Origin of the sequence: Pseudophaeobacter arcticus DSM 23566 (assembly GCF_000473205.1) — a bacterium.
GTDB classification, from domain to species: Bacteria; Pseudomonadota; Alphaproteobacteria; order Rhodobacterales; family Rhodobacteraceae; genus Pseudophaeobacter; species Pseudophaeobacter arcticus.
Genome location: NZ_KI421507.1, coordinates 2,778,987 through 2,794,985 on the forward strand (window position 1 = coordinate 2,778,987; position 15,999 = coordinate 2,794,985).

General features: G+C 59.2%; 17 protein-coding genes. 7 read left to right on the forward strand and 10 right to left on the reverse strand.

All coding sequences use genetic code 11. The features are described from left to right. Positions 1 to 57: 57 nt before the first annotated feature. From ARCT_RS0117705 to ARCT_RS0117725, 5 genes are read left to right on the forward strand one after another with little or no spacing between them, the layout of a single operon-like run. Positions 58 to 1,122, forward strand: a complete 1,065-nt coding sequence (locus ARCT_RS0117705) for a C4-dicarboxylate TRAP transporter substrate-binding protein (protein WP_027241261.1) — start codon at positions 58 to 60, stop codon at positions 1,120 to 1,122. Next, positions 1,119 to 1,658, forward strand: a complete 540-nt coding sequence (locus ARCT_RS26450) for a TRAP transporter small permease subunit (protein WP_084300897.1) — start codon at positions 1,119 to 1,121, stop codon at positions 1,656 to 1,658. The genes ARCT_RS0117705 and ARCT_RS26450 overlap by 4 nt, the downstream gene beginning before the upstream one ends. Positions 1,659 to 1,660: 2 nt before the next feature. Further along, positions 1,661 to 2,962 (forward strand): TRAP transporter large permease, encoded by a 1,302-nt coding sequence (locus tag ARCT_RS0117715; RefSeq protein WP_027241262.1) that lies wholly within the window; start codon positions 1,661 to 1,663, stop codon positions 2,960 to 2,962. A gap of 13 nt (positions 2,963 to 2,975) precedes the next feature. After that, positions 2,976 to 3,746, forward strand: a complete 771-nt coding sequence (locus ARCT_RS0117720; protein ID WP_027241263.1) for a cyclase family protein — start codon at positions 2,976 to 2,978, stop codon at positions 3,744 to 3,746. A 13-nt stretch (positions 3,747 to 3,759) separates the two neighbouring features. Continuing rightward, positions 3,760 to 4,701 carry a fumarylacetoacetate hydrolase family protein gene (locus ARCT_RS0117725; RefSeq protein WP_027241264.1) on the forward strand — a complete coding sequence of 314 codons (942 nt, stop codon included), beginning with the start codon at positions 3,760 to 3,762 and terminating at the stop codon, positions 4,699 to 4,701. Between the two features lie 411 nt (positions 4,702 to 5,112). Here ARCT_RS0117725 and ARCT_RS0117730 read toward each other — a convergent pair whose 3' ends face one another. Then, positions 5,113 to 5,373 carry a hypothetical protein gene (locus ARCT_RS0117730; protein ID WP_051360859.1) on the reverse strand — a complete coding sequence of 87 codons (261 nt, stop codon included), beginning with the start codon at positions 5,371 to 5,373 and terminating at the stop codon, positions 5,113 to 5,115. Between the two features lie 525 nt (positions 5,374 to 5,898). On the opposite strand from ARCT_RS0117730, the gene ARCT_RS0117735 reads away from it, so the two are divergent. After that, entirely contained in the window at positions 5,899 to 6,480 is a 582-nt protein-coding gene (locus tag ARCT_RS0117735) for a hypothetical protein (RefSeq protein ID WP_036785103.1), read from the forward strand. A 330-nt stretch (positions 6,481 to 6,810) separates the two neighbouring features. On the opposite strand, the gene ARCT_RS0117740 is transcribed toward ARCT_RS0117735, so the two are convergent. From ARCT_RS0117740 to ARCT_RS28980, 4 genes are all read right to left on the reverse strand, one after another. Continuing rightward, positions 6,811 to 7,833, reverse strand: a complete 1,023-nt coding sequence (locus ARCT_RS0117740) for a helix-turn-helix domain-containing protein (RefSeq protein ID WP_051360861.1) — start codon at positions 7,831 to 7,833, stop codon at positions 6,811 to 6,813. Positions 7,834 to 7,980: 147 nt separating this feature from the next. Continuing rightward, complete coding sequence (locus ARCT_RS0117745; RefSeq protein WP_240476334.1) at positions 7,981 to 8,406, reverse strand: GNAT family N-acetyltransferase; 426 nt, start codon at positions 8,404 to 8,406, stop codon at positions 7,981 to 7,983. Positions 8,407 to 8,413: 7 nt separating this feature from the next. Next, positions 8,414 to 9,490 (reverse strand): ribosome small subunit-dependent GTPase A, encoded by a 1,077-nt coding sequence (gene rsgA / locus ARCT_RS0117750; protein WP_027241269.1) that lies wholly within the window; start codon positions 9,488 to 9,490, stop codon positions 8,414 to 8,416. Positions 9,491 to 10,156: 666 nt separating this feature from the next. Beyond that, a complete protein-coding gene (locus ARCT_RS28980) occupies positions 10,157 to 10,372 on the reverse strand; it encodes a LysR family transcriptional regulator (protein WP_379574750.1) in 216 nt (71 codons plus the stop codon). Positions 10,373 to 10,460: 88 nt separating this feature from the next. Between ARCT_RS28980 and ARCT_RS0117760 the strand changes: the two genes are divergently transcribed. Next, entirely contained in the window at positions 10,461 to 11,129 is a 669-nt protein-coding gene (locus ARCT_RS0117760) for an FMN-dependent NADH-azoreductase (protein WP_027241270.1), read from the forward strand. Between the two features lie 74 nt (positions 11,130 to 11,203). On the opposite strand, the gene ARCT_RS0117765 is transcribed toward ARCT_RS0117760, so the two are convergent. The 5 genes from ARCT_RS0117765 to ARCT_RS0117785 are packed head-to-tail and all read right to left on the reverse strand — an operon-like array spanning position 11,204 to position 15,999. Then, on the reverse strand, positions 11,204 to 11,908 hold the full coding sequence (locus tag ARCT_RS0117765) for an urea carboxylase-associated family protein (protein ID WP_322786436.1): 705 nt from the start codon (positions 11,906 to 11,908) through the stop codon (positions 11,204 to 11,206). Continuing rightward, positions 11,908 to 12,801, reverse strand: coding sequence for a polysaccharide deacetylase family protein (locus ARCT_RS0117770; protein ID WP_027241272.1), 894 nt, complete (start codon positions 12,799 to 12,801; stop codon positions 11,908 to 11,910). The genes ARCT_RS0117765 and ARCT_RS0117770 overlap by 1 nt, the downstream gene beginning before the upstream one ends. After that, positions 12,798 to 14,066, reverse strand: coding sequence for an amidase family protein (locus tag ARCT_RS0117775; RefSeq protein WP_036785106.1), 1,269 nt, complete (start codon positions 14,064 to 14,066; stop codon positions 12,798 to 12,800). The genes ARCT_RS0117770 and ARCT_RS0117775 overlap by 4 nt, the downstream gene beginning before the upstream one ends. Further along, on the reverse strand, positions 14,063 to 15,181 hold the full coding sequence (locus ARCT_RS0117780) for an ABC transporter ATP-binding protein (protein WP_027241274.1): 1,119 nt from the start codon (positions 15,179 to 15,181) through the stop codon (positions 14,063 to 14,065). Before ARCT_RS0117780 ends, ARCT_RS0117775 begins: the two co-directional genes overlap by 4 nt. Beyond that, positions 15,178 to 15,999 (reverse strand): ABC transporter permease, encoded by an 822-nt coding sequence (locus tag ARCT_RS0117785; protein ID WP_036785109.1) that lies wholly within the window; start codon positions 15,997 to 15,999, stop codon positions 15,178 to 15,180. The genes ARCT_RS0117780 and ARCT_RS0117785 overlap by 4 nt, the downstream gene beginning before the upstream one ends.

The window sequence follows — 15,999 nt, forward strand, 5'->3', positions numbered from 1 at the left end:
TGTCCTGAGGGCAGAATGCCGGAGGAGAGGCTCCGGCGCAACTGGGAGGAAACTTTGATGAGACTGAATACGATTCTGGCCAGCACTTCGCTGGCTGTCGCCATTTCGCTGGCCCCTGCGCTGCACGCCGAAGAACTGGACGTGACGGCGGTGGCCGGGCATCCGCCGGTGTTCTTGTGGGTGAACACCCTGTCGGAATCTTATATTCCGGCAGTGGATGCTGCTCTGGAAGGCACCGATTTCTCCGTTAATTGGACCGAAGCCTATGGCGGCACCCTGGCCAAGGTTGGAGGTGAGCGTGAAGCGATGGAAGACGGCCTGGCGCAGGTCGGCATAGTGTCCTCCCTGTTCGAGCCATCGTTGTTGAGCCTGCAAAACGTCACCTATGTCACGCCTTTCGGTTCGCCCGACGTTGACCTGGTTCTGTCCACTGTTGACGGTATGCACGATGAAATCCCCGCAATGCGTAAGCTGTGGGAGGATCTTGACCTTGAGTATCTTGGCGGCGGTTTCGGGCTGGAAGACTATCTGCTGATGACAACCTTTCCCGTCACAAGTCTGGATGACCTTCAGGGGCGCAAAATCAACGCGCCCGGACCAGCGGTGAACTGGCTAAAGGATACAGGTGCAGTAGGAGTTTCGGGAAACCTTACGACCTATTACAACGACATCCAGTCCGGTGTTGCAGAGGGGGTGATCGTGTTCCCAACGGCGGCAGCGGCCGCCAAATTGCACGAGGTTGCACCCTACGTGACGCGCGTGCATTTCGGTGCGCAGTTTGCTGGCGGCATCGTTGCGCAGAAAAGCTGGTTTGACGAACAGGATCCGGTGGTGCAGGCGGCCTTGCGCGACAGCGCCGATGTGTTTGCGGCAGACTATCGCTTGGGGTTGGAAACCCGTGTGGCCGGTGCATTCAAGGCAATGGAAAAGGGCGGAGCCGAGATCAGCGAGCTGTCCGAAGGCCAGCGCGTTGCGTGGGCAGACGCGCTACCGAATATCGCTAAGGATTGGGCGAAGGATCTCGACAGCAAGGGACTACCCGGCACAGAGGTTCTGACGACCTATATCGACCACCTCAAGGCTGCGGGCGTTTCGCTGCCGCGTGACTGGTCTGTTGAATGACACACGACACGACATCAAGGGATAAGGCGCGCGGGCGTCTTGTCCGAACTGCGGACGCGGTCATGGGCACAGCCAATGTGGTCGCTACCATGTGGATACTAGGTTTGATGGTTCTGATCGTCTGCGACATCCTTGGGCGCGAAACACTGGGCCGCCCAATCGCGGGGGTGCCCGAGATGGTGAAATATTCGATCGTCGGCATTGTTTTCCTGCAAATCGCCCACACCCACCGCAAAGGCGAGATGATACGCTCTGACGGAGTATTGGGCATGGTGCGCCGTCGCTGGCCCGCAGCAGGTCTTGTGATGGACCTCGTCGCACAGCTTTGCGGTGCAGCTTTTGCCGCGACGCTCGCATGGGCGGTCTGGCCAAAGGCAGTACGCGCCTATGAACGCGGCGAAATGGAAGGCGTGCAGGGGCATTTCACGCTGCCGGTCTGGCCCTTTCTGTCGCTGATCGTCCTGGGTTCCGCACTGCTGGCACTGTCATTTTTACTGACGGCCCTTGCAACATTGAATGAAAAGCGGGGCATTTAGACATGGACCCGATTATCGTGGGCTATCTGTCGCTGGGTGCGATTGCGCTTGCCATTTACGCAGGTATTCATGTTGCCATCGCCTTGGCGGGAGTGTCTCTTTTCGGCGTCTGGGCCATCACGGGCAAGCTGTCGCTGGCCATGAACTTTGTGGCACTTGCCGCAACAGACAGCATTGCAGATTATACATTCGGTGTTGTTCCGCTGTTTGTTCTGATGGGGCTGGCCGTATCGGAAAGCGGCATGGGACGTGACACCTTTGCCGTTATCTCGCGCGGGTTGCGGCGCTGGCGTGGCGGGCTGGGGGTGGCGACCGTGTTGTCGAATGCCGTGTTTGCGGCCATCACCGGAATTTCAATTGCTTCGGCTGCCGTGTTTTCCAAGATTGCCGTGCCGGAAATGGTGCGCGCAGGCACCAACCGCAGCATCGCGGTGGGTGTCGTGGCGGGGTCATCGGTGCTGGGCATGCTTATTCCGCCGTCGCTTCTGTTGATCCTGTTTGCGGTCCTGACGGATTCGTCCATCGGCGATCTGTTCATCGGTGGCATCGGTCCAGGAGTTCTGCTGGCGTTTGCCTATATCGTATATCTTAGTGGGCTCGGCATCTTACGCCCGCACCTGTTCGACGGAATCAAGGCCTCCGAAGAGACACAGCGCACGCCTGCTTGGGCCATTCTGCCGGTGTTCGGTCTGGCCACGCTGGTTCTGGCCGGAATCTACATGGGCTTTTTCACACCAACCGAAGCCGGGGCCGTGGGCGCCGCTGCGGCACTGGCCATCGGCTTCGCCATGCGACGGATCGGAACGACTGCGGGATGGCGGATTGCGGTGCAGACCGGCCATATTACGGCAGCTGTGTGCTTTCTGATTATCGGGGCATCCATCTACAGTCGGATGCTGGCCTATTCCGGTTTGCCCGCGTCGATTACTGAAATGGCAATAAATTCCGGCATCGGACCGACCGGGTTCTTGCTGTTGTTTGCGGGGCTTCTGGTGGTGCTGGGCACGGTGTTGGACAGCTCGTCCATCATGTTGGTTACAGTACCTCTGGCCTTTCCCGTGACCCAGCAAATGGGCATCGACATCGTGCATTTCGGCCTGATTACCGTGCTCGCCGTTGAAGTGGGCCTGCTGACGCCACCGCTGGGTCTGTCTGTCTTTGTGGTTCACGCCACGCTCAAAGATACCGGCATCACCCTCGGCGAAGTCTTCCGCGGCGCAGCCCCCTTCGCCCTCATTATGGCGCTGACCCTAGTCGCGCTGGTCTTCATCCCACAAATTGCGACCGGCCTCCTGGGCCGTTGAACAAGGATACGAAATGCAACTGATTGATCTAGCCCGACCTCTGGAAAACACCGAATACGCTGACCCGCCGGGGTTGGCGCCCATAATTACATATTTTGCCCATGATGAAACCGCTGATCAGGTGCTTTCATTCTTTCCCGGTGTCGGTCGAGACGGCTTACCGGGGGGCGAAGGCTGGGCAGTCGAACAGGTGACGCTTTCGACCCACAATGGCACTCATCTTGATGCGCCTTACCATTATCACTCCACGATGGACGGCGGCAAGCGCGCCATCACCATCGACGAGGTGCCACTTGACTGGTGTATCGGGCGCGGCGTCAAGCTGGACTTCCGGTCGATGCCTGATGGCCATGTTGTCACGGCCCAAGAGGTCGAGGCAGAATTCGACCGGATCGGCCACAGCTTGCAAGCGGGCGACATCGTTCTGGTCAACACCGGCGCTGCTGCCCATTACGGCACACCCGCTTATGTCCCTAGCGGCTGTGGCATCGGGCGCGAAGCGACAAACTGGATGACCGCGCGTGGTATGCGCGTATGCGGCACCGATGCATGGAGTTGGGACGCGCCCTTCGTGCATACAGCAAAAAAAGTCGCGGAAACCGGCGATGCCTCCCTGATCTGGGAAGGGCACCGCGCTAGCATGGACCGCGCCTATTGCCACATGGAGAAGCTTGCCAATCTCGAAACCCTGCCTGCGACGGGGTTCGAGGTGCAGTGCTTTCCGGTCAAGATTAAAGGCGCCTCGGCTGGCTGGTGCCGCCCTGTCGCGATCATCAGGGATTAAGGAGTAATATGCGATGAAACTTGCAACATTCGATAGCGGGCAGGGTCCGCGCCTTGGGGTGCTGACGGCGTCCGGAACAGACCTGATCGATCTCACCGCCACCGGCACGGCTGCCTTGGCGAACATGCAGTCGCTGATTGATGCCGGGCAGGAGGGTCTCGCCGCCGCGCATGAAGCGCTGGATGTGGCGGGAGTTTCGGTGCCCCTGACTGATGTGCGGCTGTTGGCACCTTTGCCATGCCCGCCGCAGATCCGCGACGCATCCACCGCGCCACGTCACATCGCACATGCTCCGGTCGGCATGCGCCGACTTGCGGCCGCAATAGCAGGCGAGCCTGATCCCGGTCATGCAGAAGGTTCGGTGCCCGATATCTACAAAGCACAACCAATTTTCTACATCACCAACCGTTTTAGCGTCGCTGGTGATGGCGACACGATCGTCTGGCCGGACTATTCTAGCTATATGGATTATGAATTGGAGGTCGCCGTCGTCATCGGCAAGGGCGGGCGTGACATTGCGGCTGATGATGTGCTTGGGCATATCTTCGGGTTCACCATTTTTAACGATTTTTCGGCCCGCGATACGCAATTGCGCGAGATGCAAGGCATGCTTGGCCCCGCCAAAGGTAAAAGTTTCGACGCTGGCAACGTGTTTGGCCCGTGGATCGTGACCACGGACGAGATTGCGGATTACCGAAACCTGCGCTGCGTGGCCAAGATCAACGGGCGCACGGTCACTGACAGCCGTCTGGGCGAGATGCTGCACGGGTTCGAAGACATGATCGCCTTCATCTCGAATGCCGAAACCTTGCACGCGGGCGAAATCATTGGCGGTGGCACTGTCGATGACGGTTGCGGGCTGGAGCGGTTCGAATTTCTGGCAGACGGTGATGTTGTGGAACTCACGGTCGAGGGCATAGGTACGTTGACGAATACAGTTGTGCGTAACAGTTAAAACTAGCCTTGCACCAGAGGCCCCGCAGTCACCGGCGCTGGCGGGGCCTCTGGCTGTCTTTTCCTATGACCAATTGTTCAAAACGTCTTAACCGGATCAGACATCCAATGTCCCCTTCGCTTGGGAATTGGATAATTCTCGAGCCAGCAGCGAATGCCCGCAATCCACCCATGGCGTCGATCGAAGCGAACGGCCCCTTGCTGACCTTGGGACTGGATGGCCACGCCGCGGCGCAGCTTCACCGAACCGGTCGTTCGTGCGTCGCGCAGCAACCTCCGACGGCCAAGGGCGGCTGAGCGGACAAGGCTGCACTACAACGCAGGCCGCGCCGCTTTGTTCACGAGGAAGAAAAGTATGCCGGGGACTATCCTGAAGTAACGGATCCCCCCAAGACCCATGCTTCTGCTAGCATCAAAAGTGCGGATCACGCCAGATCCACGCAACGGCGAAAACACCTCCAAAAAGAGCTATCGCCATGATGGTGTAGCCAGCTTGCATGGCACCGAATGTGTCGGACAAAAAATTCAATGCCTCGGCCATCCACCGCATGATGCCTCGGTTGCCGCCCATGTTTTCGCCATGAGACATCCTGCTTCCAACATAAAAAACAAACGTAAAGAACAACGATGATGCAATCATCTGTGGCCCCTTGAAGCGAAGTTTATCCAGCAAAAAAAATTTCCTTTGACTTCCATTTCACCTAACGGTGTCCCTCGATTTGCCCAGCCACCAGGGCGGACGCTTGTGACTTCAATGCTCTCCGATCTGTGCGCATCTAATTCAGCGCCTCGATCTCTTGCAAGCTTTTTCCAGGGTTTGAACCTCCGCCTTTCGCAATCAGAGAATTATGTCAATTTGGGCTCAAAGCTGCCTTGCGGCGACGCAGCGGGGCCAAGCGCCTGGTCAATCATGGCGCGGTGTAGCACCCGGCCCTGACCTGCCGTTGGCCAATTGTCCTTACGCCGCGGCGCAGCTTTCGCATTGCTGCCTTTCGTGCGCCGCGCAGCAATTTCGTTTGCTCGAACGCAACAGTGCGGAACAAAGTGGAAATCGATGATTTTATGAAGACGTTCGAAATTGCGATTCCGAACGTTCTGAATCGCAATTTCGGTCTATTTACCCGGCGCCATCCGTCATGTGCAAGGCGTTGCTGCCAAGTGCGCAGCTCAACCAGCCATGCACAAAAGGACACCAGTCATGTCGATCCGCCAAACTTTCACTTTTCTCCTGACCGCCCCGGTCGCGCTGCTTCTCAACTCGCTCGAAGCAAGCGCCCAAGAGGCAGATCAGCATACCAACTGGCCCATGAGCGCCGCCGTTCAGACGGAGGCAGGGCAACAAATACCCGCCGGGGCCTATGGGGTTGCCTACATTGATGCGCCTCGCGTGGCGACGCTGTTACAGCTGAGGGGGGTCACGGGACGCGGCACCGCATTTTTGAAGAGCGATGATAGCCACGATTGCCTAAGCGTCCCCATACGTTTCGTGGCGGGCGATTTCGGAGGCGAAGGCATCTCCACCAACGAAACCCTTCCAATTCGCCTGATCCTCCGATCTCAGCGGGTTGCCGGTGCGCTGGCTTCTGGCGATGACGTGGTCAGCGATATGTACCGCATCAGCGCCCAGCTGAATGACCCTGAGGCGGACATCATCATTCAGACAGGATTGAGTGAAAGTCATGGGTTCGTTCTCAATCCGGGAAACTCCATCGTAGCCGACATATTCGGCGCAACGACAAGCAGGACCGCGTGCTCTGAGCTTCGGGGTCAGGGCTCGTGACTAGAAGATGACGGTCCCGGCGATGTGTCTGACCACGTTTTGCGTGCGCAGATCGTCGTGCAGCCATTTATCCTTCTGGTCGCTGGGGTCGGAGCAGGCGTGGCCCTTGGTGAACGTGTTGAACTTCGGTCCTGGGTAGCCGCGCGTTTACGGGGCGACCCGCCGCCTTTGATGCAGGTGGCGGGATTGGCCCTCGCAGCGCTTGTCGGCTTCGGCACGGGCGCGGTTTTCGTTGTGCTCGACAGAGTGTTTGCGCCCTCGATCGGGCTGCCCTCGGTCGCGAGCCTTCCGGACATAAGCACGGCGGTCATGGCGCTTTATCTGTGTCCATCAGTTGATCGCCGTTGCGGCGCGAAATTGTGACGGAGTTTGCCCGGTCACCCGGCGAAATTCGGTATTGAAACTCGATTTGCTGACAAATCCCGCTTCAAACATGACTTCCGTGATTGAAAGCTCGGTGTCACGCAGGGCGCGTTGCGCATGACGGATGCGAAAGCCGTTGATATAGCGAGAAAAATTCTCTCCCGTCGTTCTGTTTATGGCGTTAGAGACATCCCGCACAGGTACGGACAACCGCCGCGCGACCCGCGAAAGGGTCAGGTTGCTGTCCGCGTAGAGGTGCGTGTTATTCATGAGCGCATCAAGCGCCGCCTGTGTCGCGCTATCGTTGTCGGTCGGTCGCTCGACTTTGGTTGCATCGCCCTTTTTGACCTGAAGCAACATCGGTGCGCCGACAAGAGCAACAACAAAGACGAAGACCGTGAAGACACCTGACACCCCGGTCAGAAACGTCAGGATATAGGCATCGCCCGCGAACAGGCTGGCGGCCACGATCGAAAGATCCGTCGCCACCATCATGCCAAGCAGAACAAGGGTGGCCTTGATCGCGGAGCGCACGATTCTCAACGCGTGCGGCGCGACATGGACGAAGTCATCGGCCTGGCAGCGCAGCAGGCGGGCGATCAGAACAAGGTAAATGCTGTTGATCGCGAGGACAAATATGTCCGCCGAGATCGGCAGGTTTACCAGTATCGCCAACTGCGCGAAGGCGACCGGCACCACATTCAACGGAAGCGACTTGCGCCATTGTGTCCCCAAGTCCTGGGTCAGAGCCGAGAAGCCGAGATAGGCCGATGGCGCGACCATCACAGCCACCAACGGCTGAAGCCGAGCGGCCCAAGGCGCGTCAAAGGAAAGTCGGAGCCCGAGCAGCAGGCCGATGCTCGCCAAGGTCAGAAGAAAGACGCACAAGAAAAGACGCGCTTGAACAGGCATGCGGGTATCCTGCGCCAATGCAAACGCTGCGATTGTCGTCAGAGCGCTTACAAGCCAAACAAGGGGCAGAGTGATCATTGGTCTTCCTTCTTGCCAGACGGCGACTTGGCCGTCGCTATACCGAGGCTTTTTCGACTAATCACGTCGGGTCAACAACAGGTCAGGTTTCCTTGCGGCGAGCTCCGATGATGGGAGGCACTGAAAATCCGCGCCTCCCACAATTTGTTACGAAGTGGGCATAGCCATCTTGAAGGTTTCGTCGCCGCTGGCGTCAAACACGCCTTCGCCAGTTATAACAAAGCCATATCGCTCGTAGAACGGCAAACCAATCTTGTTGTCTTTGAAAACCTCGACTGTCAGCGGTCCTTTGATGGCAACGATATGGTCTACCATATGACGCCCCCTGCCTTTGCCTTGTTCAGAGGGGTCAAGGAACAAGCCCCCGATTTCCGTGCCGATCATGGCGATAAATCCCGCCGGAGCGCCATCGATTTCCAAAACCCATGTTTCGGCATTTGGCAGATAGATATTTCGCGTATCTTCGCGCACCTGCTTTCTGACTTCATCGGACAGGAAGGGGTGCGCGAGTGGTTCTGCGGTATCCCAGATTGAGATCAAGGCATCGGTATCTTCAGTTTTGTATTCACGCATCATTGTCTTATTTCCTGTTCTTCCGCTGGATCGCGTTAATCATTTTGCGAAGTGATTTATCGACTGTTTTGCGTTCGGCCAACGTAGAAGCGTTAAAGCGTTCCTCGGCTGCCAGCTTGTTCCATCGTGCTAGCCGGTCAGGATCAATCTCGCTGCGCTCCAATGCACCTTGGATGGCACAACCGGGTTCGGTTTCATGTCTGCAATCACTGAAACGACAGCGGCGCGCCAATGCAACGATGTCAGCAAACACATCTGCAATGCCAGCCTCAACATCGGTAAGTTGAAGCTCTCTCATGCCGGGTGTGTCCAGCACCGCGCAGCCATTGGGCGTGAAGTGCAATTGCCGCCGCGTCGTTGTGTGGCGCCCCTTGCTGTCATCTTCGCGAATGGCAGCCGTATCGGCGACACCTTCTTGAAGCAGAGCATTGACCAGTGTCGATTTCCCGACACCAGATGACCCCAGAAAGGCAACCGTTTGACCCGACTTGCACCATGGCGCCAACTTGGCAATCGGGTCTTCACTCAAGGCATTGAGCACTTCGACCAGAACGCGGTTTGAGATAGTGCTTGCCGCTTTCACGTAGGCATGCGGATCGTCGCAAAGGTCTGCCTTGGTCAGCAAAATCACCGGCGTCACCTCTGCCTCGAACGCCAACGCCACATAGCGCTCAAGCCGCGCGATGTTGAAGTCCTTGTTGCAGGACGACACGATAAAGACCGTATCCACGTTGGCAGCAATCAGTTGCCGTTTGCGGTCGGAGCCCGGCGCACGACGCTCAAAGACGCTCCTGCGTTCCAGAACCTTACTATTGGATGGCTTTTGCGGATCATAGAGCAGCCAGTCGCCAACCGTCGCATCCGGCCCCGGCGGGATGAGGGTATCAAGATTTTCACCCAGCACCCGCAGGCCGGTTCTGTGAACTTCAACAACGCGAACAGGCGGTGCATCAGCGGCCGCGTCAACGTCGGTTTGTTGGCTAAAGAAGGGTTTCCAGCCAAGCCTTTCCAAAGGAGAAGTCTCGCGTTTTGGGATCTCGCTCGAACCCGCAGGCGGCAAGAATTTGGAATAGTCCCGTTTCATTCTTGGGATCTTTCATGTTCGGAGGACGGGCTAGGCCCGCGCCATAAATTCGAATTGACCAGATTAGGCAAAGCTATTCATTCGCAGCCGTAACGCGGCGGCGTTGGGTTTTTGTTAGCTCTGCTTCGGGAGGGCGCTTTGCCTCCCCGCATTATCGGGTCATAAAATCTCCATGAACATGCTGCGGGGATAATTCAGTGCGCTGGTATTTGCAAGACTTTCGGTAGTGTGTAAGGGCGAGAGCGGTCGACCGCGCTCGGTGCGGCAGCAAGCAACAAAGGCTCGAAACAGCCTGTAGGCGGCGCAAAAAAACCGAACTTTGATGGTCGCCTGCATGTCAGCTTCACCTGATCGCCCCATGAGATTTCGCACTCGCGGAGAATGGCCGCAAACCGGCCTTTTCAAAGTCGCTTTTACAAGCGGTCAATTCCTCTACGAACACAAAACTCCTACTTGTGATCGACTGGAGGCATATCTTTACCTTCAGGGTTCTCTAAATCTCAGCGAAACATTCCAGTGATAGAAAAGTGTTCGCAAACAGATACATAAGGAGCTCCTTGCAAGAAGAAGATGGCACGAAGAAAACAGTTGGTACAGGGGGATCGCCTCCGAACATTCTGGGTGAGAGGTGCAAACTCCTTTGAACGATCAGCACCGCAGCGACTTTCACTGGGGAGCAGAGCTTGTTTGACAGCTGACGGCTTTGCAATGTTCGACATCCAGAACAATGATCGCGGTTGGCGTCAGGTGAAGCTCGGCCGCGGCTCGGGCGAAATGCAAATGCCGGGCGGCGGCTTCAAAAACACGTAGCGCGTGGAGCGGAGGCAGGCGCCGCATCGGTTCAATCCTTTCCGTTCGGGGTGGAGCCAGGGTGAATTTCATTCATCCTGACCATGAAAAATTCGCCTTCGCCAGAGAGTTGGCCGCTTGGTAGGCACAATGCGCAATGCATAAACTCAGGAGATTGCCCATGCCCACTCTGTTGCGAATCGATGCAAGCGCCCAGCTTGAAGAACGCTCCCTCACACGTCATCTGACCGGGCTGTTCACTCAGAACTTTCTGGCTCAGGCACCGGACACGAAAGTGATCACCCGGGATGTCGGCATGAACCCGATTCCTGCGATCGACCATAAATTCATCCATGCAGCCTTTACCCCCTCCGACGAACGTGAGCCGTGGATGAACGAGCGTCTGGCGCTGTCCGACGAATTGGTCGATGAGGTGATCGCGGCGGATATCATCGTCCTGGGCGCGCCGATGTACAACTACGGAATGCCGACCGCCCTGAAAGGCTGGATCGACCACATCGCGCGGATCGGTCGGACCTTTTCCTTTGACCTTGCCCGCGGCGACACGCCGATCGAGCCGATCCTGTCGGGAAAACGGCTGGTGGTGCTATCGTCGCGTGGCGAATTCGGCTTTGCCCCAGGTGGTGTGCGGGCCCATCTCAACGCGCTTGACCCGGCTCTGGCGGCTTGTGCGCATTACTTCGGCGTGGCGCAGGCGGATATCGAGACGATCGCTATCGAATATCAGGAATTCAAAGACGCGCGTCACGAGGCGTCGGTTGAATCTGCAGAGGCCCGCACCAGTAACCTGGCCGTGAAACTGGCCGGTGGGGCGGCCCAAGCGGCCTGAAACAAACCTTTGAAACTGAAAAGCTAGGTGGCGCGGATCGAAATCTGCGCCACCAATTCGTTTTGCAGTCAGGTTCATTCGGGCTCCCGGTGTAGCAGGACCTCCAGCGCGCTTGGCTCAGCATCTTCACCATTGATCGGCAGAAGGTCCATCGGGCAGCAGGAAATCACCACCACAGCGTCCATTTCAGCGCGGAACAGCACACGATCCCCTTTGGTCGAGACAGGGGGCCGCCACTCCATCGCGCCACCTTCGACGACAGGCGTGTTCATCCAGAGGTTCAGCGGGCAAGGCACTGATGCCGGACGCATGCCGATTGCCCCCAGCGCCATGCGCAGGTTGTCGGTGCAATTGTCGTGATAACCGTGATGTCCAAGTTGGGCATACCGGTGAATATCGCAGGACGCGACAAGCGTGTCATGAACGCCGGGCGAGGTGTCCTCAACCAGTGTCAGGATAGGGCGCCGCCGGTTGGTCACCAGCGCGTCGCCGGGGCGCGGCGAGACACGCTGCAGCGTCGGGCGCAGGTGCTCCATCGACAGATATTCGTTGCAGTCACCTTCGGCAAAGGCCCAGAAATCGCCGATCTGGCTGCCGTCGCGGTTGATAACCGACAGCATCTCCCCCTTTTTCACGCGCATCGCCCGACCCTGACGGGCGGGAATGGTGTAGGTGGTGTTGGGGCTGAGTCGGCCATCCTCTGCAAGCGTCTGATGTGCGCTCGGGTTTTCACCGTCGGGCTGTGCGGCATCAAAGGGTGTATTGAGGGTATCCATCATTATTTCTCCATCAGGACGGGATGTGGGTAGGGGGCTGCGGGTTCACGATGCGGCTGCCAGGCCCCTTCGGCCTCCTGGCTTGCGGCGTAGGCGGCGATCTCTTCCAGCGGTGCGAACCAGACATCGCCTCGCGACAGCACCTCTTCGAGCCACCGCTCCACCACCCGCCAGCGGGCCAGCCGCCCGGTCAGGAAAGGGTGCCATATCCCGATCCAGAGCCCGCCAGCCTCGTATTGCGCCTCAAACTCCTCAAAGGAGGCCTCCAGCCCGCGGCGCGGCGACATCACCGGCATCTTGTAGCCGATCTCGTCGAAATGCGCGAAAGGCGGCCAGTCATCGCTGCCCCAATGCACCGGCAGCTCATAGAGAGACCCGGATGCGGTGTCGATCCGATAGGGCAGATCGTCCGCCATCATCGAGCTTTCATAGGTCAGCCCGTGTTTCACCGCGAGCGACAGCACCTCGGGGGTGACATTGTAGACCGGGGCGCGATAACCGCGCGGGGTGCTGCCGGTCATCCGCCGGTGAACCTCAAGCGCGCGCTCGAACCAATAGGTCTGTTCCTCGGCGCTCTGTTCGGCAGGGTCTTCGTGCAGATACCCGTGGTGACCGATCTCATGCCCGCCGGCGAGAATTGCCTCGACCGTCTCGGGGTATTGCTCCATCACCCAGCCGGGCATGAAAAAGGACTGTTTGAGCCCCAGCCGCTGGTAGGTTTCAAGAATACGCGGCACACCGGAATTCGGACCATAGCGGCCCATGCTGATCGGGTAGAGGCGACGGTGCCCGTCCTCTGGACGCACGATGTGGATCAGGCTGTCGGCATCCACGTCAAACGTGATCGCACAGGCACAGCGGGCACCGTTTGGCCATTTTATCGGGTTACGGATCATGTCAGGGTTTCCTTTTGCATCAGCAGCGTTTCGACCATTGCCGCAGTGGCAAGCAGGGTGCGGTCACTGTCTGGCGGACCGACCAACTGCAATCCCACCCAAGCCCCCGCGTCCGTTTTCCCGGCTGGCAGAGAAATGGCGGGCAAATCCAGCAGGCTCGCTGGCATGGTCAGGCGTAGAGCCGCAGTATTTGCTGCGGCAAAGGTTTCGGGATCTTCCAGCAGCGGCGCCAGGTGCGGGGCTTCGATGGCAACCGTCGGCAGGAGGTAAATGGTATCGGAGGCCCGGACGGTTTCGCGCAACGCTCTGGCGCCCTGTCTGACGCGCGCGATCTTGTCCGGGTCCAGACAGGCCGACGCACGCAGCCGCGCCGCGACAAAGGGGTCAAGGTGATGAGCGTTCTCGGTTTCGAGCAGGTGCCCGTAGGTTTCGACCGCCTCAATGGCGCCCGGCCAGCCGCCCGCGCGGATCAGTGCCAGCGCCTCATCCAAAGGCGACTGTCTGATGTGCTCCATCAGGACGCCCGCCTGTTCGAGAGCTGTCACCGCCTCCTTGCAGCGCTGAGAGACCGGCGCGGCAACACCGCCCCCGTCGAGCATGTCGATGGCAACCGAAAGGCGGCAGACCGCGTCCGGGCTGGCTGCATCGCCGGACAGAACGGCATCCAGCTCGATGATATCGGCAACCGAACGAGCAAAGCTGCCAACCGTGTCATAGCTGGGCGCGAGTGGCAGCACGCCGCTCATCGGATACCGTCCGCGCGTGGGCCGAAAGCCCACCACGCCCTGAAACGCCGCAGGCACCCGGCAGGAGCCTGCAGTATCGGTGCCGACCGCCAGGCGGGTGATCCCGCGCGCGACAGAGGCCGCAGCCCCGGAGGACGAACCCCCCGGTACCCGCCCGTCGAGGAGCGGAGTGCCGTGATGCGGATTGTAGCCAATGCCAGAGAACGCCAGCTCGGATTGATTGGTGACACCGATGCTGACCAAACCGGCTTTGCTGGCCCGATCTACGACCTCTGCATCCGCAGCCGCGGGCGCCTCCGCACGCCAGTGCGATGAGCCTGCACGCGTGGTGACGCCCTTGATCGCGATCATATCCTTCCAAGAGACCGTGCTCCCATCCAGGGGACCCAATCTTTCGGTGCGATCATCGCTTTGACGCGCTTGCGCGCGGGCACGGTCCGGCAACAGGGACAGAAAAACCTCCCCTTCCCGCCCGGCTCGACGCAGAGCCTCCACGGTATTGTCGAGAACAGACCTCATGCAGCCCTCACCTTGGGACCCGGCCCCGATTGTCGCGCACTCTCCAGAAGAAAGCCGTCGTCGGAGTGCCAGGACGCATAGACCCGCGTGCCGATGCTGGCGTCCAACTGCTCGAGATCGCGCTGCTGAAGCTGCGCCACAAGGCTGTGGCCAGATGCGGTTTCCAGGTGCAAATTGACGACGGCCCCGGCAAATTCCTCAGAGATCAGCGTGCAGGCGATTTCGTTTTCGCCCCAGCCCGGCGCAACCGTCACGGAGATCCTGTCCGCCCGTACAGCCAGATCTGCGGCGGCGCCTTCGGCCAGCCCGCTGCTGTCGGAAAGCCGGACTTTGCCGTCGCGTGTGTCCAGGAAGCGTTTGCTGTCCTCCCTGCCCGAAACCTTTCCTTCCAGCAGGCTGATCCCGCCGACAAACTGCGCAACAAATTTGCTGCGGGGCCGCAGAAAGATGTCCTGCGGGCTGCCAATTTGCTCCACCCTGCCGGCGTTCATGATGACAACCCGATCGGCGAGCGAAAAGGCCTCTGAATGGCTGTGGGTGACATAGACAAAGGTGATGCCGAGCTCGCGCTGGAGCTTCTTCAGTTCGCCCTGCATCTTAATTGCCATATGGGCGTCCAGTGCCGAAAGCGGCTCGTCCAAGAGCAGCACTTTGGGTTCCAACACCAGGCTGCGGGCGAGGGCAACGCGCTGGCGCTGACCGCCTGACAGACGCGCGACATTGCGGTCTGCGTAGGTGGAAATGCCCAACCGTTCCAGCCAGTCGTCGGCACGGCGGCGGCGCTCTGCCCCGGCAACGCCGCGCATCTTTAGTCCGAACTCGACGTTTTCCCGCACGGTCATGAAGGGGAACAGCGCGAGGCTTTGCCAGACCATGGGGGTTTCCCGCTCCCAGACCGGCAGTTGGTCGATCCGGTTGCCCGCAAGGATGATCTCACCCCGGTCTGCGGTTTCAAGACCGGCAAGCATGCGCAGGCTCGTGGTCTTGCCACAGCCGGACGGCCCCATGATTGCGATGAACTCCCCTTGCGCAATATCCAGCGAAAACTCTTCGACGGCGATGAAGTTACCATAGGACTTGGCAAGCCCCGCCAGTTTCAGATGTGTGTTGGTCATGATGTCTCCTCCTTGGACATGGCGCCGCCGCTCTGGCGCAGGACCACGGCAAGCGCGATCAGAACCAGCGTCAGGGTGACGGAAAAACTCAATGTGCCGATGACGTGGATGGTCGGGTCGACCTGGCCCTGAAGCGTGGTCAGAACCGCAACGGGAATGGTCTGGTTCAAGCCACCCGTGAACCAGGAGATCACATACTCGTCGAATGACACGGCAAAGGTGATCAGGAAGGCAGCAAGGATGGCCGGCAACGTATGCGGCAGCACGATGCGGGCGAGCGCGGAATGCGGCAGGGCACCGAGGTTCTGGGCTGCGGTTTCCAGCGTCTCATCCAGTTGCGCCAACCGCAGACGGCAGACCGCCATCGCAAAGGGCGCGGCGATTACGACATGCGCGGCAACTACGGCGGCAAGCGTGCCGGCAATGCCGATGCGGGAGAAGAAAGCCAGCATCGCCAGACCCAGGATGACCAGCGGCACCGTCGGCGGCAGCAAGGCCAGCGCCAGCACGGCCTTCTGGCCCACGAACCGAAACCGATAGTCCGCATAGGCTGCGGCAAATCCCAGGGCTGTGGCAATCAACGCGGTGATCCCGGCAACCGTCAGGCTGTTGCTGAGGGCCTCTAGCATGGCGCGGTCGGTCAGGACCTGCGCGTACCACTTGGTGCTGAACCCCGACATGCTGAGGCTTGGGAAGCGGTCGGCGCTGAAGGAAAACAGGACCGCCGACAGGATCGGTGCGTAGAGCAGCAGGAAAACCAATGCGAGTCCGGCAATCCAGAAGGCTTTTGGCAAGGCGTGTTTCAGATGCGGAGGCAT